14 protein-coding genes are annotated in these 24,058 nt (G+C 44.1%); 13 read left to right on the forward strand and 1 reads right to left on the reverse strand.

Translation table 11 applies throughout. The features are described from left to right. Nucleotides 1-12: 12 nt before the first annotated feature. The 12 genes from HX021_RS00190 to HX021_RS00245 all read left to right on the forward strand — a co-directional run bounded on the left by HX021_RS00190 (nucleotide 13) and on the right by HX021_RS00245 (nucleotide 21,566). A complete protein-coding gene (locus HX021_RS00190) occupies nucleotides 13-2,475 on the forward strand; it encodes a glycoside hydrolase family 95 protein (RefSeq protein ID WP_286587355.1) in 2,463 nt (820 codons plus the stop codon). A 217-nt stretch (nucleotides 2,476-2,692) separates the two neighbouring features. Further along, a complete protein-coding gene (locus tag HX021_RS00195) occupies nucleotides 2,693-3,889 on the forward strand; it encodes a GTP-binding protein (RefSeq protein ID WP_286587357.1) in 1,197 nt (398 codons plus the stop codon). Between the two features lie 371 nt (nucleotides 3,890-4,260). Continuing rightward, nucleotides 4,261-4,998, forward strand: coding sequence for a DKNYY domain-containing protein (locus HX021_RS00200; RefSeq protein WP_286587359.1), 738 nt, complete (start codon nucleotides 4,261-4,263; stop codon nucleotides 4,996-4,998). A gap of 242 nt (nucleotides 4,999-5,240) precedes the next feature. Beyond that, a complete protein-coding gene (locus HX021_RS00205) occupies nucleotides 5,241-8,579 on the forward strand; it encodes a SusC/RagA family TonB-linked outer membrane protein (protein ID WP_286587360.1) in 3,339 nt (1,112 codons plus the stop codon). An 18-nt stretch (nucleotides 8,580-8,597) separates the two neighbouring features. After that, complete coding sequence (locus tag HX021_RS00210) at nucleotides 8,598-10,637, forward strand: RagB/SusD family nutrient uptake outer membrane protein (RefSeq protein WP_286587361.1); 2,040 nt, start codon at nucleotides 8,598-8,600, stop codon at nucleotides 10,635-10,637. A gap of 143 nt (nucleotides 10,638-10,780) precedes the next feature. Further along, nucleotides 10,781-12,427: a glycoside hydrolase family 43 protein gene (locus HX021_RS00215; RefSeq protein WP_286587362.1), complete on the forward strand. Its 1,647-nt coding sequence runs from the start codon at nucleotides 10,781-10,783 to the stop codon at nucleotides 12,425-12,427. A 117-nt stretch (nucleotides 12,428-12,544) separates the two neighbouring features. After that, a complete protein-coding gene (locus HX021_RS00220) occupies nucleotides 12,545-13,579 on the forward strand; it encodes a pectinesterase family protein (protein WP_286587363.1) in 1,035 nt (344 codons plus the stop codon). Then, nucleotides 13,563-14,603 carry an alpha/beta hydrolase fold domain-containing protein gene (locus tag HX021_RS00225; protein WP_286587365.1) on the forward strand — a complete coding sequence of 347 codons (1,041 nt, stop codon included), beginning with the start codon at nucleotides 13,563-13,565 and terminating at the stop codon, nucleotides 14,601-14,603. Before HX021_RS00220 ends, HX021_RS00225 begins: the two co-directional genes overlap by 17 nt. Before the next feature lie 590 nt (nucleotides 14,604-15,193). Next, nucleotides 15,194-16,051, forward strand: coding sequence for a helix-turn-helix domain-containing protein (locus HX021_RS00230; RefSeq protein ID WP_286587367.1), 858 nt, complete (start codon nucleotides 15,194-15,196; stop codon nucleotides 16,049-16,051). A 172-nt stretch (nucleotides 16,052-16,223) separates the two neighbouring features. Further along, nucleotides 16,224-18,962 carry a DNA ligase D gene (gene ligD / locus HX021_RS00235; RefSeq protein WP_286587369.1) on the forward strand — a complete coding sequence of 913 codons (2,739 nt, stop codon included), beginning with the start codon at nucleotides 16,224-16,226 and terminating at the stop codon, nucleotides 18,960-18,962. Nucleotides 18,963-19,571: 609 nt separating this feature from the next. After that, nucleotides 19,572-20,828 (forward strand): DUF2264 domain-containing protein, encoded by a 1,257-nt coding sequence (locus tag HX021_RS00240; protein WP_286587371.1) that lies wholly within the window; start codon nucleotides 19,572-19,574, stop codon nucleotides 20,826-20,828. Between the two features lie 267 nt (nucleotides 20,829-21,095). Continuing rightward, on the forward strand, nucleotides 21,096-21,566 hold the full coding sequence (locus HX021_RS00245; protein WP_286587373.1) for a PA2169 family four-helix-bundle protein: 471 nt from the start codon (nucleotides 21,096-21,098) through the stop codon (nucleotides 21,564-21,566). A gap of 22 nt (nucleotides 21,567-21,588) precedes the next feature. Here the strand turns inward: HX021_RS00245 and HX021_RS00250 are convergent, their stop codons facing one another. Further along, nucleotides 21,589-22,401 carry a glycerophosphodiester phosphodiesterase gene (locus HX021_RS00250; RefSeq protein WP_286587374.1) on the reverse strand — a complete coding sequence of 271 codons (813 nt, stop codon included), beginning with the start codon at nucleotides 22,399-22,401 and terminating at the stop codon, nucleotides 21,589-21,591. Nucleotides 22,402-22,897: 496 nt separating this feature from the next. Between HX021_RS00250 and HX021_RS00255 the strand changes: the two genes are divergently transcribed. Next, nucleotides 22,898-23,893, forward strand: a complete 996-nt coding sequence (locus HX021_RS00255; protein ID WP_286587376.1) for a hypothetical protein — start codon at nucleotides 22,898-22,900, stop codon at nucleotides 23,891-23,893. Nucleotides 23,894-24,058 lie beyond the last annotated feature (165 nt).

The raw sequence follows: 24,058 nt of genomic DNA on the forward strand, positions 1-24,058 counted from the left end.
CTATATATTGATATGAAGATAAATTACCTTATTTTTTCTATTGTCCTATTCTTGTCCTGGCAGCTTGGGGCATCACAAGAATTGAAATTGACTTACGATAAAGCAGCTGCAAACTGGAATGAAGCATTACCTTTGGGAAATGGCCGTATCGGCGCCATGGTATATGGTGGGGTTGACAAAGAGGAGATTCAGCTGAATGAGGAGACGATCTGGGCCGGGAGACCCGGAAATAATGTGCCTAAAGGCAAATACAATGACATTGTGAAGATCCGGCAGCTCCTCACAGCAGGTAAGAACAAAGAGGCACAAGCGTTGTCAAATCAGGCATTTCCCCGGGCAGCTCCGGAAGGACTTGATTATGGGATGCCCTATCAGACTTTCGGGAGCCTGCTGTTGGGATTTCCGACGCACGACAAACCCAACCAATATCAGCGTGAGCTGGATCTGAATAAAGCCATAACAACGATTACTTACGAAGCCAATGGGGTCAACTACCGACGGGAGATGTTTACTTCATTGGTCGATAGTGTGCTCGTGATCCGCATCACTGCCGATAAAGGAAAGTGCATTTCAATGGATTTAAGCTGGAAGAGCCCCCATCGGGATGCCCGCATTGGCCAAAAGAATGGAGCACTTTTCCTCCGTGGAAAAGGAGGACAGGTCGATGCCAAGGAAGGGCAGGTGGACTTCTATGGATTTGTATATCCACAGGTTAAAGGCGGGCAGGTAAACCCTACCGAGGGGCAGATTATGATTAAAGATGCCGATGAGGTGATCCTGTATGTATCTATTGGAACAAACTTTAAAAATTACCAGGATCTTTCTGTCGACCCTGAACAAAAAGCCACACGGATTTTTGAAAAAGCCAGACGGGTCAGTTATGCCAGAGCCTTGGAAAACCATGTGAAACAATACCAGCGTTATTTCAACCGTGTACAATTGGACCTTGGTAGCAGTGCACAGGTAAGAAAAACAACAGATGTCCGTATCCGCGAGTTTGCAACGAGCTTTGACCCGCAATTGGTGGCACTTTATTTTCAGTTTGGCCGTTACCTGCTGATTTCTTCATCACAGCCTGGAGGTCAACCGGCTAACTTACAAGGGATTTGGAACGATAAGCTTGCTCCACCCTGGGATAGTAAGTACACCATCAATATCAATACGGAAATGAATTATTGGCCTGCGGAGGTGGGGAACTTGAGTGAAATGCACCAACCCTTGTTTAGTATGATCAAGGATCTGGCTGTCACCGGACAGGAAAGTGCCCGGGAAATGTACCATGCCAGAGGATGGAATGTTCACCACAATACCGACCTGTGGCGTATATCGGGTGTCGTAGATGGCGGATTTTATGGGATGTGGCCGATGGGAGGAGCCTGGCTGAGTCAGCACATCTGGCAACATTATCTATATCGTGGCGATACGCAATTTTTGAGAGATTACTACGATGTGCTGAAGGGAGCTGCCCTGTTTTATCTGGATGTTTTAACGAAGGATCCTACTGGAAAATGGTTGGTCGTAAGCCCTTCGATCAGTCCGGAAAATAGTTATGAAACAGGAAGTGTGGGGGTTTCGGCAGGTACGACAATGGATAACCAGCTGCTGTTTGATGTCTTTAACAATTTTATTCATGCATCTACCGTTCTGCATGCCGATGCAGCGTTGCGTGACTCAGTGAGACAAAGCCTGCAGCAATTGCCGCCGATGCAAATCGGACAGCACGGCCAGCTACAGGAGTGGCTCAGCGATCTGGACAGAACAAATGACCATCACCGCCATATATCTCATTTGTATGGACTGTTTCCGTCAGGGCAAATATCACCTTTTCGTAATCCTGAGCTCGCCCAGGCAGCTAAAAACTCTTTGATCTATCGTGGCGACAAGTCAACAGGTTGGTCTATGGGTTGGAAAGTGAATTGGTGGGCCCGCTTATTGGACGGAAATCAATCGTATAAACTGATCAAGGATCAACTGAGCCCAGCCCCTGAAGAACAGCAGGGACAAAACGGGGGGACATACCCTAATCTGTTGGACGCTCATCCTCCTTTTCAGATTGATGGAAATTTTGGCTGTACATCGGGTATTGCCGAAATGTTGCTGCAATCGTATGATGGAAGTATATTTCTACTGCCCGCATGGCCTGAGGAATTGCCCAATGGCGAGGTAAAAGGCTTGGTGGCCCGGGGTGGATTTATCATTGACATGCGCTGGAAGGAGGGACAGTTGACCGCCCTAAAGGTGCTGTCTACCTTAGGTGGGAATTGCCGGATCCGCGTAAGTGACAAATCCGTACTTTCTTTACAAGGAAAACCGCTGCATAAAGCCAATGGAAAAAATACGAATACATTTTTTGCGGTCGATGAAATCAAAAATCCGTTGATAAAAACAAAAAAAGGATTGTTTAAACGTCCTGAAACCGTACTTTATGACGTCCCTACAAGGAAGGGTGAAGTCTATGAATTTGCTGTGCAGTGAAGGATGTGACGGCCTGGTTTCTGTAGGGAATAGAAAGAGATGAATAGTAATAAAGCAACCATGTTGCATTTGTAGTTTTTTGTTTTTATTTTTAACCATTCTTTTGCCGAAATGCAGGGATTGATCAAGGATCATTGGCCGGGATGGCTCAAATGCTTGATCAGGTGCTGAGGTAGGGAGAGGCATAACGTAAAACAAAATCTTTAATACAATCATCATGAACAAAAAACTACCTGTTACTGTTTTGAGCGGATTTCTGGGGGCTGGAAAAACATCGTTGCTGAATCATGTACTGCATAATAAGGCAGGCAAAAAAGTGGCTGTCATCGTTAACGATATGAGCGAGGTGAATATTGATGCACAGGCTGTGGAACGGGAGAATGTACTCTCCCGTACAGAGGAAAAATTGGTGGAGATGAGTAATGGCTGCATTTGCTGTACGCTACGGGAAGATCTGATGGTGGAGGTGGAGCGGTTGGCCAAGGCGGATCGTTTCGATTACCTGTTGATCGAAAGCACAGGGATTTCGGAACCTGTTCCTGTCGCCCAGACATTCAGCTATGTAGATCCGAACAATGCGATCGACCTGACGGCATATAGCTATATTGATACCATGGTGACCGTAGTGGACTGTTTTAATTTTGCCCGTGATTATGGCAGTGCCGATACGCTGTTGGATCGGGAATTGACCGATGACGATTGGGACAACCGAACGATCGTCAATCTGTTGACCGACCAGATCGAATTTGCCAATGTGATTGTATTGAACAAAGCCGACCTGGTGTCGGAAGAGACAATGGGGACGCTGGAAGCGGCTATTCATAAGCTCAATCCCGGAGCGAAGCTGATCCGCGCACAGTTTGGACAGGTGGATCCCAATCAGATCATGGGCACCGGATCCTTTGATTTCGAGCAGGCATCAGCCTCGGCCGGTTGGGTCAGGGAGCTCGAGGCGGTACATACACCCGAAACAGAGGAATATGGAATTTCTTCCTTTGTCTTTCACTCGCAGCGTCCATTTCACCCCCAGCGGCTGTATAGCTATCTGAACGATCGCTACCCGCACAATATCATCCGGGCAAAAGGGCTCTTTTGGTTGGCTTCGCGGCCTGATCTGGCCATCAGCTTTAGCCAGGCGGGTGGAAGTGTGCGTCTGGAAAGTGCCGGATCCTGGTGGAGCAGCATGCCCGAGCAGCAGCGTGCGCAATATCCGGCCTATGCCGAGGTTAGGTCTGAGCTGTTAAAACGTTGGCATCCTGAATGGGAGGATCGAAAAAATGAACTGGTCTTCATCGGACAGCATCTGGAGAAAGAGCAATATCTGGCCGAACTGGAATCTTGCCTGCTCACAGCAGAAGAAGAGGAGGACTGGCGCTTGACCTGGTGGAAAGATGAATTTCCTAAAAATATTTAAAACAATCTGGTTTCCACCTTGGTCTTTTCCCTAAGTAATACAGGTTGGATTATTGTATTTTTCAGAGGTTGGGACTTATTTCCCAGCCTTTTTTGTTTTTTGTAGATGGCATGTAGACGGTTGTTTGGGCGCGGTAGATAATTTGTTGCCTATAAATGAAACAATATTTGCTCATTTATTCTGAATTTTGCTGATGACAGGCGGTATTGAATCTTTAGGATGGAAAGCCGTGGAGAGCGGTATGGATGAGACTGCTATTTCAAATGAGCCCATGGGGATACCAATCAATGTATTGATGTAGCCAAAGATAAAGCGGATTTTGGGCTGTATCGAAAGGCGGTGCCGGAATGATTCACTTAACTAAAAAATAGATGGGAAGAAAAGCATTGGGACATGGTTTTTATATCATAGATAACAAGTTTATTCTGCATTTTAACAGTGAAGTATACCGGAAATTCTATCCGGTGATCGATTTTGAAAGCTTTGAAGTCGTGGAAAGCAATGGATCAACGTTTCATTATTTTAAGGACAGTAAGCATGTCTATGTGGACAGCTATATGAATCGCTTTGCGATTCTGCCGGATGCCCGTCCATCAGATTTTCATATCTTGGATTTTAAGAGCGGAAAGTCATCTACTGGCAGCAATGATTATCTCTTTGACCAAAAATTGCCGCATCGCTTTGGTGATTACCGGATTCTGTCGGATTTTTATCAGCTGGCAGATCAGGCGGTTTATTTCAATTACCTGCATCAAGTGAAAGGGGCGGATCTGGCTACCTTCGAGCTGCTCTATGCTGGTCAAGTGGGCAACGTGGCCAAGGACCAACATCAGGTATATTTTCGGGACAAGATCGTGGAAGAAGCCGATGCAGCAAGTTTTTCTTTTTTGGACGCCTGTTTTTCAGGGGAATATTACAGGGAATGTGACCATACCTATTATGCGAAAGATAAAAATTATGCCTATTATATCGATACCCTGGCAGCTGCCTTCAAAATTATCAAAACGAAAGCTGTGGACCAGTTCCAATTTAAGGTCATTGATGAAGTGGGGTATGCCTATGATGAAAAATATCGTTACCGATTTGGAAAGCGGGAGAAATTAGCTTAATAGCCTGGCTGGGCTATTTTTTTGATCATATAAGAAACAATGCTTAAGTTCTGAAATGGAGAATGCTAGTGTTTTTTTTCGGGAACGATTGCGTAAAAATTAGCTTACACTGAGGATAAAAAGTGCTAATTTCAATTCACTTATGCAACCGGTTGCTTATTACCGTTGCATGATATAACCAAATTATAAATTATTAAGGGAAACAGATAGTCCCCATTGTATGCAATAATCATTTAATCGTTATGAAACCTAAAATAGAATGGACAAATGGTCTCATCAAGGCGACTCCTTTCGTTTTCTTTCTGCTCAGCGCAGGCCATGCACTGGGGCAAGAAAAAGCGGTAAAAGGAACCGTAAAGGATCCTGATGGACGCCCAATTGCGAGTGCGACCATCAAAGTGGTGGGCAATGATCAGCTTTCGACTTCAACAGACAACAACGGTAATTTTAATCTTCAGGTTCCCGCTACGGCAAAACAGCTGAGTGTAAGCTATGTGGGGTCTGCTCTGCAGACGGTTGATCTAATCGCTGGACAACCTTTACAGATTGTGCTGCAGCGAGATGACCAGGCCTTGGATGAAGTGGTGGTAGTGGGGTATCAGACCGTAAAACGTAAGGACCTGACGGGCGCGGTGGCATCGGTGACAGGTAAAGATATAGCGGCCACCCCGGTTGCCAATATTGCCCAGGCCATTCAGGGAAAATTGCCAGGAGTAAATGTGGTATCGCAGGACGGTCGGCCAAATGCTGATATCGCCATACGGGTGCGTGGTGGCGGTTCAATCTCGCAAAGCAACCAACCCTTGATCCTGGTCGATGGTATTATCGTCAACTCCATGAATGATGTACCCAGTGACCTTGTTGAAAGTATCGATGTGCTCAAGGATGCTTCCTCTACGGCAATTTATGGAGCCCGTGGTGCCAACGGTGTAATCATTGTGACCACCAAGCAAGCCAAGGAGGGGAAGATCAATCTCACGTATAACAGTTATGCTAAATTTAATACGCCGGCCAAATACCTGGATATCCTAAATCCGTATGAATACCTGAACTATGTATGGGCAAATGCCGATGCCAATGGCAGTGCTTATCGTACCTCCTTTGAAAAACTGTATGGGCTGGGTGAATATAAGGGGAACAATACTTTGGGTATTGAAGCTTATCGGGATGTCGCTACCACTGATCTGCAGCGGCAGGTGTATAAAAGTTCTTTTTCACACAACCATGATCTGACCATTTCGGGTGGAAGTGCCAAAACGAAGGTCCTCTTTGCGGCTAACTATATGGATGACCAGGGGATGAAACTCAACTCGTATGCCAAACGGGCCAATCTTTCTTTGAAAGTAACACAAAAGATCTTTGATAACCTGGATTTTAATTTGGATACCCGCTTTTCGGACTTAAGTAATATGGGGAATGAAGGTACGACTAATGGAAGCGGTTCGCTCTTATCTTCGGCCTACCGTTTTCGTCCGATCAGTACCCAGGACATTAAAGGGGATCTGGCAGCCTTGCGGGAAGGAAATATCGAGCAATATGGGAAATTTTCGACCTGGGATAGCTATAGCGCTTATCATCGGATCAAAGATTATGAAGCTTTGGAGCGTACACAGAATTTGCGGGGTACTGCTGCGCTGAACTGGCGTATACGCAAAAACTTAAGTTTCCAAAGCAATTTTAACATCAGCAGGCCTTGGGGACAATCTAAGATATGGGGTGGGGCAACCTATAACAATTACTTGGATGATGCCACTGGTGAAAAGCTGTATGCGGGATCCGCTGAGTTAAGTAAATCGGATGGTTGGAACCTACGCTGGACCAATACCTTAAACTATGACCTGAACATAGATGAACAACATAAATTAAATGTGATGGTCGGACAGGAAACATCAAATTCGGCAGGCAATTCTGTCCGTATCAGTGCCAACCACTTTCCGGCAAGCTTCACCAAAGACAATGCTTTTGCTATGATCGACCAGTATGATGCTGATCATGGCACGAGTTCATTTTCGACACTCGTGGATTCACCGGTACGGATCATGTCTTATTTTGGAAGGGCAAACTACAATTTTGCTGACCGGTACTTGTTTACTTTCACCTTCCGTGCGGATGGTTCATCCAAATTTGCACCTACCCAACGCTGGGGATATTTCCCTGCAGCGGCATTGGCCTGGCGCATTTCGGAAGAGTCTTTCGCCAAAGAAATAAATTGGCTGGATGACCTTAAACTGCGCCTATCGTATGGTGAAGTAGGCAATGATGGCATCAGCTCCAACCTATGGTCACAAACCTGGTCGTCGGAGACCGACCGCAGGTTGCAGTATGTGATCAACAACCAATATCAAAAGTCCTATGACCTATCTTCGGACCAAATGGCCAACCAGGATCTGAAATGGGAAACAACCATTACCCGTAACATCGGACTGGACTTTTCACTCTTTAACCGGAAACTTTGGGGAACGGTAGACCTCTATAAAAATACAACCAAAGATCTGCTGATGCAGACAACACTACCGGGAATTACGGGATTTACGTCCATTTTCCAGAATATTGGGCAAACCAGCAACAAAGGTCTCGAAATTTCGTTGTCGGGACAGCTGCTGAAAAATGCTGACTGGAATATTACGGCAGGGGCCAATATCAGCTTTAACAGAGGTAATGTCGATGCACTGGCCGAAAATATCACTGGGCTTTATGGCACTTCCTGGGCAAGCACAAGCACTTACCCCAATAGCGATTATATCTTAAAAGTAGGCCGTCCGGTAGGGCTGGTACGTGGACTGGTATATGATGGCTTTTATACCACCAGTGATTTTGAATACGCCAATGGCACCTATACCCTCAAGGAGGGGGTAGCTGATGTGGGGAATTTTATTGGAGCTGTACATGGGCTTGGCTCGAACGACCGCCCAGCAGGACAGACGGCCTATCCTGGTGTGGTCAAATATAAGGACCTGGACAATAGTGGATATATTGACGATAAGGATCTGACGGTGATCGGAGACATGAATGCCAAACATACAGGGGGATTCAACTTGAACGTATCTTATAAAGGGCTAGACCTGGCTACTTTCTTCAACTGGAGCTACGGTAATCAGGTGTACAACGCCAATAAATTGGCTTCCTTGTATGGCTATAAGGAATCAGGGGTGTATGAAAATAAACTTGCGATCCTAAAAAATGCCTATAGCTTATATGAAGTGGCCGATGGTAATTTGAACAGATTGCAGAGCCCCGAACAGCTTGATGCGGTCAATAGAAACGCAGCGCTGCCTCTGGCTTATAACGAAAATGGGGTGACTTCTTCCCTGGGGATCGAGGATGGATCATACCTGCGCCTCAATACCGTGACCCTAGGTTATACGCTGCCCAAATCGCTACTTAGGACCAAAAGCATCAACCGCCTGCGGATTTATGGCAGTATATACAATGTATGGACCATTACGGGTTATTCGGGACTGGACCCAGAAGTCAATGCCAATGCCGCTGCTAATCATGCTATTTACCCGACTCCAGGGCTGGATTGGGGGACTTATCCACGGGCACGTTCATTTGTACTGGGGCTTAACTGTAGTTTCTAATTTAATTTTACCATGATCATGAAAAGAAGAAATATTGTATTGACATTGCTCGCTTTGAGTATATCCTTTGTCCAATGTAAAGATTATCTGGACACCTCATCGCCATCAAATACAGATGACCAATTTGTGACCACTACACCTTCAGAGGCGTTTAAGATCCTTTCCTGGTGTTATGCCAATTACCGGCAAAATTCATCTGTCCCCCTATATAATTGGAATGACCCGATCGGTTCGGATGCTGAAATGTATCCCGAAGGGAGTTCGACCAATAATATCAATGCGATTATGCAGCCCGAATTATTGACGGTGGACGCAATGAAGGATGCATTCAATAATTTGTATACGACATTAGCCCGGGCGGTCAAGGTGGCGGGCCTGATTAAAGAAAAAGAAGCTTATAAAATCGCCATTGCCAATGGACAGACCAACGACTGGACCCAACTCTATGGTGAAGCCATTACCATGAGGGCCTTTTGTTATTTTAATCTTGTCAAACATTTTGGCGATGTACCTTATGGTTTCGAAAATACGTACGTGACGGATTATGGCCTGACTTCCCGATTTGATATTTATGACGCGCTGATTGCAGAGGTAAAAGCTGTTGAATCTTTTATGTACAAGATCGGAGAAGGGGGAATTACTGCAGAGCGCTTTTCAAGAACCTTTGCGGATGCGCTGGTCGGTCAGATGGCGCTATTTGCCGGCGGATATCAAACTATTCGTACTGACGACGCTAATCTATATGCTGAGGTACAATTTTCCCGGAAAGGTGCCGAAGTCGCCAACAGTGTGTATGCCCGCCGAACGGATTACCAGCAGTATTATAAAATTGCTGACGAATACCTACAAAAAGCCCTGGACAACAGTGGAACGGCAAAACTGATAGAAGTCGACGAACGTAGCCATACTTCGAACCCTTTTCAACGGCATTTTCAGTATATGCAGGATCTGCAGGTGAGCCCCGAGTCTTTATTTGAGGTTGGAAATATCCAGGGCGGTCAGGCCGGACAGACGACCAATAGTGAATACCCGTATAATTTTGGACGACCTTCCAACGGTGGAAGCAATAACGCGGCACCCACGAAAACTTTTGCGGGGGCGCGCATCATCCCGACTGTGTACTACAATGATTATCAGGATGGTGATCGGCGACGGGATGTGTCGGCAACCGTGACAGGCAGTACAGGTGATGGCAATGAAGCGATGTTGAGCTTTGTTCCGGGGTCAAAATTGGATGGCGGTATCGCCTTAAATAAATGGGATGAGAATCGTATGAGCCCCCCTTACTCGGCGGCACAACGCCAATCTGGGATCAACCATCCAGTATTGCGAATGGCGGATGTGATACTCATGTTGGCCGAGGTCAAAGCAGAACTGGGGGATGCAGCTGCTGCACTCGAATTGGTCAATAAAGTGCGGCAAAGGGCTTTTGGCAATAGTGCACATAACTTGGCTGGATTGACTGGCGAGACGCTGAAGGAGGCCATCTGGCATGAACGGAAGTTGGAATTTGTCGGTGAGGGAATACGCCGTTGGGATATGATCCGGTCGGGTAAATTTTCAGAATATGCCCTGGAGGTGCGTACGGCGATGAAAACCATGGTTGCAGCGCTGAAAACAAAAGGGTATTATCAATTCCCAAATGGGAATATCATTGCGAATTATATCTATACGAAAAACGTAGCGCTGGCCAGCCCGTTGACCTTCGAAGCAAAAGATGTTACAGACCCGGTCTTGTACCCCGGCTGGCGAGGCCAGTACGATTGGTCAAAAACGGCTCTCAAAGTGACAGGGACAACACATAATACGGCTATCAAGGGATTGTTTGACTATATTGATCCGAATAGTGAACAGGCAAAATCGTTGGAATCGCAAGGTTACAAGAAAACAAAATGGGCCATTGATATTGTCAACAATGAAAGTAGCTTTGATCGGAATATCTTATCAGGCATCAAAACCGCACAGGACCCGCCGCGTTATTTCTTCCCGATTCCCTTTGAAACGGTCAGCAAATCAAAAGGAAAAATAACCAATGGCTATGGTCTGCCACAGCAGTAACTGCACTAAAAATTGCAGGCCCACCTGCTTCAGAATGGGGAATGGTTATCTTTACAGTGCTGCGATAAAGCAGCTCGGTGGGATTGTAATCAATGTGAATTGAATGAAAAAGAATTGAAATAAACCTTATAACTACAAATTTTATGTCAAATACATGGAAAAATGTCTTGAAATATGCTGCTTTGGTGACTTACCTGGCTTGTGGCGAATCATCATCGACATTTGGACAAAATTATCATTCTCAGGTCTGGAATCCGGACCTGGGAAATGGAAAATTCAAAAACCCGATTATCAATGCTGATTACTCTGATCCGGATGCCATCCGTGTTGGTGAAGATTATTATATGACTGCCTCGAGCTTTAACCACAGTCCGGGATTACCGATTTTGCATTCGAAAGATATGATCAACTGGACGATTATTGGGCATGCCCTGCCCCGGCAGGTACCAGAAGCTGTGTTCAGCAAAGTACAGCACGGTGGTGGGGTATGGGCACCTTCAATACGGTATCATAACGATGAGTTCTACATCTATTATCCAGATCCGGATTTTGGGATCTATCAGATCAAAACGAAGAACATTGGGGGACCATGGTCCGACCCTAAATTGGTATTTGAAGGAAAAGGTTTGATCGATCCCTGTCCTTTCTGGGATGAGGATGGACGTGCTTATCTGGCATATGCCTACGCTGGCAGCCGTGCAGGGCTAAAGAGCGTGATCGGCATTGCCCGCATGAATGGCGAGGGCACCCAAGTACTGGACCGGGGTACCATAGTCTATGACGGCCATGAGTTGGATCCTACGATTGAAGGCCCCAAAGTATATAAACGGAATGGGTATTATTATTTGTTTGCCCCGGCAGGTGGTGTCGCGACAGGCTGGCAATTAATCCTACGCTCCAAAAATATTTATGGCCCATATGAGCGCAAAGTAGCCATGGCCCAGAATAAGTCAACCGTCAACGGACCTCATCAGGGGGCCTGGGTGGATACACCTACAGGCGAAGATTGGTTCTTCCACTTTCAGGATAAGGAAACCATGGGACGTGTTGTTCATCTACAACCTATGGTTTGGAAAGCTGATTGGCCTGTCATCGGTGAGGATAAGGATGGCGATGGAGTAGGGACGCCGGTGATGAGCTATAAAAAACCAAATGTGGGAACCTCCGTATTTCCCCAGGCCAACCCGCAGGAATCGGATGAGTTTGATACGCCACAGCTGGGATTACAGTGGCAATGGCAGGCCAACCCAGACGGTACCTGGCTTATGCCATCTCAAGATGGTAAGCTGCGGCTCTATAGCCAACAGCCCCCGGCAGGAAGCAAAAACTTGATGGCAGCCCCCAATATCTTGACACAAAAATTCCCCGCCGATGATTTCAGTGCCACTGCAAAAATACGATTGCGCCCAAGTGAAAAGGACCTTGGTGAACAAGCTGGTTTTGTAGTGGTGGGTGAGGATTATAGTCAATTATTTATCCGGAAGGACAAGGGCAGCTTCCAACTTTATTATGGCAGCTGTGCCAGCGCTTATGCCGGGACTGAAGAACAGGTCAAGCCGATAGCTATTCTGCCGGAAGACTTTGTCTATCTCCGTGTACAAGTCAAAAATGGAAACACCTGCAGCTGGTCGTATAGCTTGGATGGTAACAAGTATACAGCTGTGGAAAATGGCTTTCAGGCGAAACCCGGCAAATGGATAGGCGCTACATTAGGGCTGTATGCCAGCCGCGAAAAGCAGATCAATGATAGTGGCTATGCAGAAGTGGACTGGTTTCGAGTAGATCAATAGCACAGTTTGGCCCCATGCTTTGGCGGCCTGGTAGCCCTGAAATGATGGAATACTTCATGCGTTGAATAATGTTTTATGTGAATTTATTAGTTAAATAATGTGTTTATTTTACTGATTATGAAAGAAATAAGGTTTATTAAATTTTTAACAGCTTACCTGATCTTCAGCCTATCGTTATTGAGCTCAGGAGTGCGGGGTGCTAGCTTGGAAGTGATCACTGTAGACCAACAAGGGAAGGGTGACTTTACGAGTATACAGGCCGCAGTTAATGCTGTGCGAGCTTTTCGAGGGGAACATGCTGTCCGGATCTGGGTCCGGAAAGGCACATACCGTGAAAAGGTGGTCATTCCAACTTACCTGGAAAATATTCAGCTGGTGGGTGAGGATGCCGCCAGTACAAAGATTGTCTTTGATGATTATGCTGGCAAGGTCACCAGCTGTCCTGATGAAACAGGGCAGACCAAGCTTGGTACATTTAGCAGCTATACCCTTTTGGTACGTGCCAGCAGGGTGCTCATTAAGGACATCACCATCGAAAATGCTGCCGGGCCGGTAGGTCAGGCTGTGGCACTGCACCTGGAAGGAGACCAGATTGCCTTGGTGAACTGTCGTCTTATGGGCTTTCAGGATACCTTGTACCTTGGAAAAAGCAGTGGTAGGAGTTATTTTACCAATTGTAGCATCAGCGGGACAACAGATTTTATTTTTGGTCCCGGGACCGCTTTTTTTTCAGCATGCAGGCTGATCTCATTGCGGAATTCGTATGTCACTGCAGCTTCCACAGCGCAGGGGCAACGCTATGGTTATGTATTTGATCACTGTGATTTTGTGGCGGCGGATGAATCTGTCAATAAGGTATTTCTCGGTCGACCATGGCGACCTTATGCCAGCACAGTCCTTGTGGATTGCCAGCTGGGAGCGCATATTGTACCTGAGGCTTGGAATGAATGGAAGGGTGACAAGCTATTCCCGGATAAGGCTAAGACCGTATTCTATGCCGAACTGGGATCGCAGGGAGCAGGAGCGGCGGATCTTTCCAGACGGGTGAGCTGGTCCCATCAGCTGCCAGCTAGCAAACGCGGTAAGTATAAGCTTGATAAAGTTATGGGTGATTGGAACGTTAAATTGATGCTCAATGAAATGGAAAAATAAAGGGGCTCAGTACCCGCTGTTTTGCTACATCTTTGCGCTTCTTCTTTACAGTGGTATGCTGCGGGCACAGCATAAAGCCATTCCACGCGACACAAGCTATAATACCATGCGTGTATGGCGGCAGATAAAGAAAAAACATCCTGAAGCAAGGCCTGCGGTAGACAGTCTGGGGTCAGATCTCAGGATGACCCGAAATCTGGTATACGCGCATTTACCCAACACAGATTTTGGTCCACGTGACCTGCACCTAGATATTATTCGGCCCAATGATGGGTTAACACGTGCGGCAGTGCTATGGATCCATGGTGGAGGCTGGCGTTCGGGTCATAAGGAGATGGATATACCCATTGCTCAACTGTTGGCCAGAAAGGGCTATGTCTGTATTCCAGTGGAGCATCAGTTGTCGTTGGAAGCGAAGTATCCACAAGCTGTGCTCAACATCAAATCGGCGATTGTATGGCTCAAGGAGCATGCGGAGCTATATGGCATAGACAGCAGCCGAATGATTGTGGCAGGGAGCTCCGCAGGAGGGCAATTGGCAAGTCTGGTAGGATTGACAGGAGGAGTGGACCGTTTTGAGCCTCAGGTCGAATCTAAGCTGAGCACGCATGTGCAAGCTATCGTGGATCTGGATGGTGTGGTAGACTTCATGGCACCCCTGTCGCTCAATCTGGAGCGAAAAGCCGACTCCCCGGATGCCTTTTGGTTGGGTGGAACCTTCGCTGAAAAGCCCCTTGTTTGGAAGGAGGCTTCACCCATATTCTGGGCCAGGGAGGACAAGCCAGTCCCCATGCTTTTTATCAACAGTGGATTGCCGCGCTTTCATGCAGGACAGGATGAACTGGTCGGCATGCTGAAGCGCTGGGGGACGGCCCACGAAGTGCATCACATTGATGTGGATGTACATCCTTTTTGGCTTTTTCATCCTTGGGTAGACCACAGTGTCGACATGATCGACCAGTTTTTGGAGCGTGTTCAATTGAAGGTCCAGGCTGGCTTATCCTCAAAACTGGACATGTTATAGGACTAGCCTGTGTTAGCGTGGTATGACTGTGATCCGGGTAGCGGTACAATAGCCCCCTGAATCATATGATGGATCGGTCCCATTTTTCAAAGGGAGTGCTATACGCCCTAGCTCAGGCCGTAAAATAGCTCCTCAGCTATGAATTTTACTGTCTTAAGGAAGAACATCACCCGGATTTAATAGGACTCATTTATATTTAAGGTTATTAGACGATGGTAGGTAGCCCACTATCTTGATTAAATTGATCTCATTATCGGATTGCTTTTAAAGGAAGAATAGTGAGAAAAGGTGAATATGTTTATTTATTGTTTCTTTTGATGATAATTTGTATATTGTCACGATTTTAATAGTAATTATGGTGAATTTTGTAATTACCGATTTAAAATGAAACCTATTTTTAGCAAGAGAATTTTTAGCTGATTATCTCATGATCTACATACTTGTTGATCTACTATTATTTGGACGTTTATCGCAATTGTGTTCTCTCTGCTTTTGGGGATACTATTTGTGGTAGAAGAATTTGGAATGTGTAAAATCTGATAATCTTAAAGTTAAAGCGCATGCAAAAATACGATCAAATTGCCCAGGGAGTGAAAAAAAATAATCTATTTCTGCGGAATGAAGTGATAAAACATGAGAAATCTGGTGAAATCTCTTATCGAACCTTTAACGGACCGCTTGAAATTATAAAACCAAAGAAGGTTGAATCGTTAAGTATTTTGCTATTTGAGAAAGCAAGAGGGTATATAAATATAGACGGTGATCAATATCAAGTAATGAGTGAAATGGCAATTGTGTTATTTCCCGGACAGATTGTCTCCTGTCATTTTGAATCAGGAACAATTGGACAATATCTCATTGCGGCACGTGATCTCTACGAGATAATAACTTCTATTAATAATATGCCTATAGATAAATCCAAGCTTATTTCAATATTTAAATTAAATGAGGATAATTTTCACGCGTTGTCGCAGGAATTTTTAGAGATCAATAAGCTATTAAAAAAGGATGACAAAGGAAGTGCGGAAATTATAACGAATCGTTTTAAGACGACTTATCTTATTTTAAAAGCAAAATGTATGCATCTCCGCGCATGTGACAATAATGAAAGGAGAAATCCATTTATTAAGAAATTTGTCAGTCTCCTGGATGATTTTTATCAGGATGAGAAGTTGGTTGTATTCTATGCAAATGCCATTAATATATCTCCTAGTTACCTCAATAAACTATGTAAAAAGACATTTAAGGTTTCTACTAAACAATGTATAAAAAATAAAATATTGGCCGAGGCAAAAAGACTATTATTGGGGACAGATCTACCCATTAAGGAGGTTTCTTTGAATCTGGGTTTTCGTGATGCTGCTAATTTTTCTAATTTTTTCAAGAAAGAGTCCGGTCTCTATCCAAGAGATTTTATACAGCTTAGATCAAAAGGAATACAGCATTAAAATTGCTCCCATTCAAGCTAATCGTCGAATCTATTATAGATTGATGATGTAGATATTTCTGGACTACCCTTTTTTGTTCTCTTATTGATCTTCTCAAATAATCAGAACCTTTTTGGTGCCAGCATTGTGTTATAATTGGATTATAATGGAATCTTACTAAAAAAATGGACCTATGGATTTATCTAAATATCGTGAAAAACGCGTTGCGGCAAAGACTCCTGAACCTTTTGGTGGAAAAGGGAGTGGAAAGGAACTGCGATTTGTCGTGCAGAAGCATGATGCTTCCCATCTACATTATGATTTTCGACTTGAGATGGGAGGAGTACTGAAAAGTTGGGCTGTACCCAAGGGCCCATCTATGGATCCATCGATTAAACGACTGGCTATGATGGTGGAAGATCATCCCTATGATTATCGAAATTTTGAAGGTATTATCCCAAAAGATCAATATGGTGGGGGGACAGTCATCGTGTGGGACGAAGGAAGCTATGAGGCTGTCGATATGAAAAGTGGTGACATCGCTAAGATGGACCGAAATCTACGGCATCAACTTTATTCAGGCAAGTTGAAATTTAGGTTGTATGGACAGAAATTAAAAGGGGAATTTGCGCTTGTTAAAGCTTACGGACGTGGCGACAACGGCTGGTTACTGATGAAATTGGACGATAAATATGCGAGCGCGCAAGATATTACCCATCAGGACAAATCGGTCCTGTCGGGAAAAACGATTGCGCAGATGGAAAAAGCTCCCGATAAAGTCTACCGTAAAACAAGCATAAAAAAAGAGGACAGGTCGAAAGAGGCATCGAACGTTAAAAGTAGGACTTCCTCCAATAAAAGCAGTGGATCAGCACAAGAAGCAGCGGCGATCATTAGCGACCAACTGGAAGCGATGCCGGGGCATAAAGCAGCCCTTTCGGTAAGTTTGGAAAAGCTTTTAAAAAAATCACCTAAGCAAGCTTTTTATACCCATATCCAACCCATGCTGGCCACCTTGGTCGATCAGCCGTTTAATAATGAAGACTGGTGCTACGAAGTCAAATGGGACGGCTATCGGGCAGTGGCCTTTATGAATAAAGGAGTGGTAGAAATTAAATCAAGAAATGATAAAAGCTTCAATGAAAAATTTTACCCAATCTACACGGAACTGAAAGCGATGGGGATCAATGCGGTTATCGATGGTGAAATCGTGGTACTGGGAAAAAATGGGGTAGCAAATTTTGGCGCGCTGCAAAACTGGCGGAGTGAAGCTGATGGTGATTTAGTTTACTATATATTTGATCTTTTGTGGTACGAGGGAAAAGACTTAAAAAGCCTTCCACTCATGGACCGCAAGGCGATCTTAAAGGCTGTTCTCCCACAGCATAATCAGCTGTTGTTTAGCGAGCATTTTGAAAAATCAGGTATTGAATTTTTGGATGAGGCGCGGAAGCTTGGGGTAGAGGGCATCATGGCCAAACGTAAGGATAGTGTATATCATGTGGACAGCCGCTCGCGGGACTGGCTCAAAATCAAGGCTAATAAGCGGCAGGAAGTTGTCATCGGTGGATATACACGAAATGATGATTCAACCAGGCTATTCAGTAGTCTACTCGTCGGGGTATATGAAGATAAAAAACTGGTGTATACCGGTAAGGTAGGAACAGGATTCAATGCAAAATTGCAAAAAGAGATGATCGCTATGTTTAAACCATTGGTGACCGATAAGTCTCCTTTTGCAGATGAACCTGATGTGAATAAGCCCTCTAGGTTCCGCCCAGACCCACCGCATGCATCGGTGACCTGGCTCCGTCCAACCTTGGTCTGTGAAGTGAGCTTTACAGAAATCACTGCTGATGGTATCATGCGCCATCCTTCCTTTGATGGGCTGCGGGAAGATAAGAGTGCCAAAAAAGTAATTTTTGAACAAGAAGAACCCGTTCAACGGATTGTAGCGGAGAAAACTAACCAATTGGTTAAGTCGAGGCGGCAAGGGACTGAACGTAAAACCCTGCTGAATCCAACAGAAAAAATACAGGTGAAGAAAGTCAATAAACAGGAACTTAAATTCACCAACTTGGATAAGATCTTTTGGCCCAAAGAAAAGGTTACAAAAAGAGACCTTATCAATTATTATTATCAGGCGGCCCCTTTTATTTTACCATACCTCAAAGATAGACCGCAAAGCATGAATCGATTCCCAAATGGTATCAAAGAAGAAAGTTTTTATTTTAAGGACGTGACGGATACTGCGCCTGACTGGGCCGAACTGTATCGTTATCAGAGCGAAGCTGATAATCGTGACCGGCATTACCTTGTCGGTAAAGATGAGGCGACCCTGTTGTACATGGCTAATCTAGGGTGCATTGAAATGAACCCCTGGAACAGTACCGTCAAAAAACCCGACAACCCTACATTTTGTATCATCGATTTGGACCCCGATAAGAATTCCTTTGATCAAGTTGTTGAAGCGGCACAAGTGACAAAACAGATGCTGGATGATATGGGGGTCCCCTGCTATTGTAAAACCAGTGGTTCAACGGGACTGCATATATATATCCCGCTGGGGAACAAATATACCTATGAGCAATCCAAAGAATTTGCACGTGCGATCGTCACCATGGTTCATACGGAGCTTCCTGATTATACCAGCCTCGAACGGACGGTCCGGGACCGTAAAGGAAAAATGTATTTGGATTTTCTGCAGAATAGACCACATGCTACCATTGCAGCAGCCTATTCGGTACGGCCAAAACCAGGAGCAACAGTCTCTATGCCACTGCATTGGGATGAAGTGAAGAAAGGATTAAAAATAAGTGATTTTACTATTTTCAATGCCATCGAAAGGATGAATAGTGTGGGAGATATCTTTAAACCTGTGCTGGGTAAAGGCATTGATTTAAAAAAGGTCATCAATGATGTGTCAAAATGATATGTTGTTGGTCCATTTTTGTTACCAAGGCTATTGCCATTTCCTAAAATCAATAGGCTATCCTGAGTTACTGGAAGTGTCTAGGCATTGTGATATGTAGATCAAGAACGATCATGTCAGAGGACTCCTCAAATAGTCACTAGTTGACAAGTGGGAGCACATGTTGATCATAGTCTAGGTATATACAAAGGGACTGACTACCCGAAGAGGATCAATTTAATAACTAACTTCGATCGTTGTTCAATCGGTTTAGCCACAAATTGAATAAGATTTTTTTTAATTTATTTTGTTTATACAAAGGTATTTTCTATCTTAGTGCTGCCCATTCAAGGGCACTTTTCATAAAATAGGTTAATAATATGGCTAAAACACCCGGAGTACCCCATGCTTTCGGGTGTTTTTTTTAGTAACGAATTGGTGATCTTTAGATAAGAGACTAGGGAAACTGTTGTATTTTACTTAGTTTTATAGGTAACCAGCAGGGCAATATAAATCTAAGAATGTCATGAAAGATAAACCGATGCATACATCAAAAATGTATAGTAAATACTGGCCGGGAAGAGACCTGTTGGGTTTTGTGTTTAGCACTTCAAAAAATAATAATTACAGATGAAATATATCAGATTACTGGCCTGTGTGGCAGTACTTTTTTGTGGGGAAATAGCCCTACCTGCATGGGCACAGCAACGTACCGCAGTTGAGGCAATACAGAAACAGGCAACTGGCGACAGGAAATACTGGTCTGACCTTCTCTATCAAATCACATCGCCCGTTATTCATAATCTTGCTGCCGGGACCCTGAAAAAAAATATGCCCTTGGAGAAGGCACCAGGTTATATGCTGAAAGCAGAACAAGTAAGCTACCTGGAGGCTGTCGGGCGGACGATGGCTGGAGTGGCTCCCTGGCTGGCACTGCCTGATGACGATACGGAGGAGGGGAAACAGCGGGATGAACTGCGCCGGGCACTTCTCAAAGGAATTGCCAACGCCGTGGATCCCAAAAATCCGGACTGTCTTGATTTTAGTAGGGAGCAGCAACCGATTGTGGATGCTGCCTTTATGGCCCAAGGATTCTTACGGGCACCGGAAGCCCTATGGGCACCATTGGACAAAGAGACGAAAACACGTATTGTAGCCAATTTTAAAAGCCTCCGCAATAGGAGTGCTTATTACAACAATTGGTTGCTTTTTTCGGCTTTGACAGAAGCATTTTTGTTATATGTAGGTGAAGATGCTGATCCTATGCGTATTGAAATTGCGCTAAAAAAAATGGACGAATGGTACCTAGGGGATGGTTGGTATAGCGATGGACCTCATTTTGCCATGGATTATTATAATAGTTATGTGATCCAACCGATGCTGGTCGACCTTTATCGGGTGTTGTCTGGGGCAAAGAGGATCAACAGTAAAGATTACGAGCTGGCGGTGAAACGCATGCAGCGCTATGCTACATTTCAGGAACGCATGATCGGAACCGATGGTAGCTTTCCACCTTTTGGAAGATCAATTACCTACCGAACGGGCGCATTTCAAGCACTGGCACAAGTAGCCCTAATGGGGAAATACCCGGAGGGGATATCTCCTGGGCAGCTGCGAAGCGCCATGACTGCCATGCACAAACGGACTTTTAATGCTTGTTCGAATTTTGATGACAAAGGCTGGTTGGTATTGGGGTTCTGTGGCTCACAACCTGAAGTCGCAGACACTTATACTTCCACAGGAAGTCTATATATGACCTCCCTGAGCTTCTTACCCTTGGGACTTCCCGCTGATGATCCGTTCTGGACGAGTGAAAGTGAGGATTGGACGAGTAAAAAGGCCTGGCAGGGGCAGGCGTTCAAAAAGGATTATAAAGTCGGATATTGAGTAGGGGAATAGATTTTACTTATTTACTTTCAGAGGGTGTTGCCGAAGAAAAACTCGGGATGTGGCTGCTGAAAAGAGAAGAGGTATTTAGGACCCTACAAAAAAGAAAAACCAGTTGAAGAAAAAATGATGTCTAGGAAGGTTGGTGGAAGACAGCGGTAACTACTCAAAAGAGGTTTTAATACCTGATTTCTCTGAAAAAATGAACTGATTAGCAGTTCTTGTTGTTTTTATAGCATAAGTTTTACAACAAGAAAAGGAGTCAACATGGAAATGAAATCAAATAATCCGGAGATCGTGAATGATCTTATCAAGATTAATAACGATCGTATTGAAGGGTATTCGAAGGCCCTATCGCTATGTGAAAGCCTTGGAATAGACGATAACTTGGACCGTATTTTTAAAAAATTTATTGATCAGTCCTCCAGTTTTATTGCTGAGCTCGCTCCTTATGTGGAACATGAAGGAGAGGAAACCACAGAGAATACGAAGATGAGTGGGAAGATCTTTCGATGGTGGATGGGTGTTAAAGTAAATACCGCTGGAGACAGTAAGAAAAGTTTATTGGAAAGCTGTGAAAAAGGGGAGAAGGCATTTAGGGAAACTTATAAAAAGGTTTTGAATGAACATGGCGATGAACTTTCTATTCCTGTTAAAAATATTATCCAGATGCAGCTGAGCACACAGTTGGAGGCTCAACAAAATATTAAGGTGCTGCACCAAAGTGAAACTTTATAAAATAAGTTTGATTCTGAGTAATTTATTTTTTCTGAAAGGATAGTGAATCCTTGGCAGGAACAAGGTGTTGCCCGAAAAAATGATCGAATTTACTATCCAGCTGGATATAGCTCACCCCGAGTTCTATTAGTTTTTTTGCCGTCAGTTGAAGTTCCTGCGGTGCGGCACGGAAGTCATTGATCGCGCCAACAACTTGAATCTGGTTTTCCTTTGCCCAGCTGAAATCATCAGCCGAAGGATTGGCAAAAAGGTAATAATGCTCAGGGTGATAATCTTTTCTTTTCTGATAGGCTTCAATCTGTTCTCTGGAGCAGCTCAATTTTATCCTTCCACGAAAATAATCCGTTGCTTCGGCGGTAGGGATAATGAGTGCCTGCTCTGCAAGACCTGCATTTTTTACCATGCCATAGAGCTCTTGGAAAACTTTGGGATGATGGCCACGGATTTTGAGGTCAATCATGACCTGTAGGCCTTCTTGTTTCAATAGGGCCAACATGGTTTTCAGCTGTTGGACCTGATGGCCATTTGCAGATCTGAAGCTTTTTAATTCGTTCCAGGAACATGCATCCACTTTTTTGTCGAGATTAAAAAAACGCTTTAGATCATTGTCGTGCTGTACGACAAGAACAGCATCTTTTGTCATTCTGACATCCAATTCGACCATCCAATAACCTCGGTCGGCAGCCTTTTTAATCGAGCTTATACTGTTCTCATCGGTTTGGGCATCAACAATTCCACCCCGATGTGCAATTAATCTGAGGCCGCCGAATTGTGCCCGGCAATGAACGACTGCTACTAAAAGGAGCAGCACGGAAAATAATGCATATTTATACATGAGTGACTTGAGTTTTGTATTAATTTCCTTGTTTGAACCTGCTCAACATTGCAGGTAACAATATTGGTCTCTTTATCATGACTGCCAATACCAAATTTACAGAACTTTATGTTTATAAAAGCTTGGCTGAAAAGTATTTTTAATACTATAGTCCACTATTAATGGCTTATGTAAAACGTAATTCTAGAACATTGGTGCAAGAATAATCAGTTTCTATAAAGGTGATGGTAACTTATGTTTAAGAATTGTTAAATTAAATGTATTTGATTACCAGTTGTAGGGATTATCGTTCTGTAAATATTTGCTGTACATGGCAGCAGAAATCAGTCGGGAAGGGCATATTGGTTTTAATTAGAGTGTATCTTGTTGTTTTTCTGATTTTTATATAGGCCGGATCAAGATTTTTAATTATCTTTGGAATGAATCTAAAGCCATTATCTGTTGTGTCGATGAAATAGAGCAGCCTAATACTGAGATGATGCCTAATTTTTGAGTTATGAAATATCTTTTCGTACTGTTGCTGAGTATATGTTTACTGTCCAGTTGTGACAAGGAAGATGTTGATCTCGAATCGAAGGAACTTGAAGAAGATGCATTAGCACAGAAATATCATTTTATTGGTCGTTCTATTGGTTTTTCGGTCAACCAAATCTATACGGACCAGACCATTGATCAGCAGTTTTATCTAGGGAGTATCTGGGGCTTAAAGGATACGATGCCTACAGTAGCTTTGAGTCCACTGCACAATTATATTAAGCCTTTTAAAAGTTCGATCTCATCCACTCACCCAACACTTCGTAGCGTCAAGATCATTCCTAGCTTTGCTGCTGTGCGGTCTTTTGCGAAGAAAAGTAAGGGTGAACAAACGGTATTGGACCAGTTTTCCACAGGAACATTTTTTGATTACAGAGCTATACGCTATCACCTTAATAACAGTGCTGATGTTGATAGTGTCCTCCGACTTGTTGTACATAACGATTCCACAACAGTTAAAAGAGTTTTCAGTATTTTGCTCCATCGTGAACATGTCGCTTTTAATTTATATGCTGATTTTGATGATTTTGCATCTACCTTTCATGGAGAGGAGCTTTTGACATTGGAGAAAACAGGTTTGAAACCCTATTATGTGTCGAGTGTGAATTATGGAACAAATTCAATTATCATGGGCGAAAGTGATTATCCAGGCAGTGATTTTAAACGGGTATTGGAGAAATTGCTTGACAAACAATCCTTAACCAATATGGATGAAGAAATATTACAGCATTCAGATGTCCTGATCTATCTTCGTGGCGGACGTAAAGCCAGTTTCATCCAACGTGAACATGGTTTGGAAGGAATCCGCAAATTGGTGAAGGCCTATAAGAAAGAGCTTGAGGTGCAACGGCATACTTTCGATTACCCGATCAGTTATACATTAAGTGATCTGGCCACATTCAGAAGCCTGAAATTTTGGTATTCCTATGATTTCTTTGTCCGTGAAGAACGGGAATAATCTCAATTCGATCCCTAATCTAAAAGAAGATACAATAAAGACACATGTATATGTGGTCTTTATTCATTATAGGTGATACCATCTAACTTTAGATGCTTTATCGGCATGCTCGTCCAGGTGAAGAAATAATGGGAAAGCATCATTTTGGGTACCTTTTTATAGGAA

The sequence above is a fragment of the Sphingobacterium sp. N143 genome, assembly GCF_030325625.1.
Classification (GTDB): Bacteria; Bacteroidota; Bacteroidia; order Sphingobacteriales; family Sphingobacteriaceae; genus Sphingobacterium.

Excerpts from the sequence above, each read along its gene's own strand:
- HX021_RS00190 (WP_286587355.1), top strand. The coding sequence starts at position 13 with ATGAAGATAAATTACCTTATTTTTTCTATTGTCCTATTCTTGTCCTGG.
- HX021_RS00195 (WP_286587357.1), top strand. The coding sequence starts at position 2,693 with ATGAACAAAAAACTACCTGTTACTGTTTTGAGCGGATTTCTGGGGGCT.
- HX021_RS00200 (WP_286587359.1), top strand. The coding sequence starts at position 4,261 with ATGGGAAGAAAAGCATTGGGACATGGTTTTTATATCATAGATAACAAG.
- HX021_RS00205 (WP_286587360.1), top strand. The coding sequence starts at position 5,241 with ATGAAACCTAAAATAGAATGGACAAATGGTCTCATCAAGGCGACTCCT.
- HX021_RS00210 (WP_286587361.1), top strand. The coding sequence starts at position 8,598 with ATGAAAAGAAGAAATATTGTATTGACATTGCTCGCTTTGAGTATATCC.
- HX021_RS00215 (WP_286587362.1), top strand. The coding sequence starts at position 10,781 with ATGTCAAATACATGGAAAAATGTCTTGAAATATGCTGCTTTGGTGACT.
- HX021_RS00220 (WP_286587363.1), top strand. The coding sequence starts at position 12,545 with ATGAAAGAAATAAGGTTTATTAAATTTTTAACAGCTTACCTGATCTTC.
- HX021_RS00225 (WP_286587365.1), top strand. The coding sequence starts at position 13,563 with ATGAAATGGAAAAATAAAGGGGCTCAGTACCCGCTGTTTTGCTACATC.
- ligD (WP_286587369.1), top strand. The coding sequence starts at position 16,224 with ATGGATTTATCTAAATATCGTGAAAAACGCGTTGCGGCAAAGACTCCT.
- HX021_RS00240 (WP_286587371.1), top strand. The coding sequence starts at position 19,572 with ATGAAATATATCAGATTACTGGCCTGTGTGGCAGTACTTTTTTGTGGG.
- HX021_RS00245 (WP_286587373.1), top strand. The coding sequence starts at position 21,096 with ATGGAAATGAAATCAAATAATCCGGAGATCGTGAATGATCTTATCAAG.
- HX021_RS00250 (WP_286587374.1), bottom strand. The coding sequence starts at position 22,401 with ATGTATAAATATGCATTATTTTCCGTGCTGCTCCTTTTAGTAGCAGTC.
- HX021_RS00255 (WP_286587376.1), top strand. The coding sequence starts at position 22,898 with ATGAAATATCTTTTCGTACTGTTGCTGAGTATATGTTTACTGTCCAGT.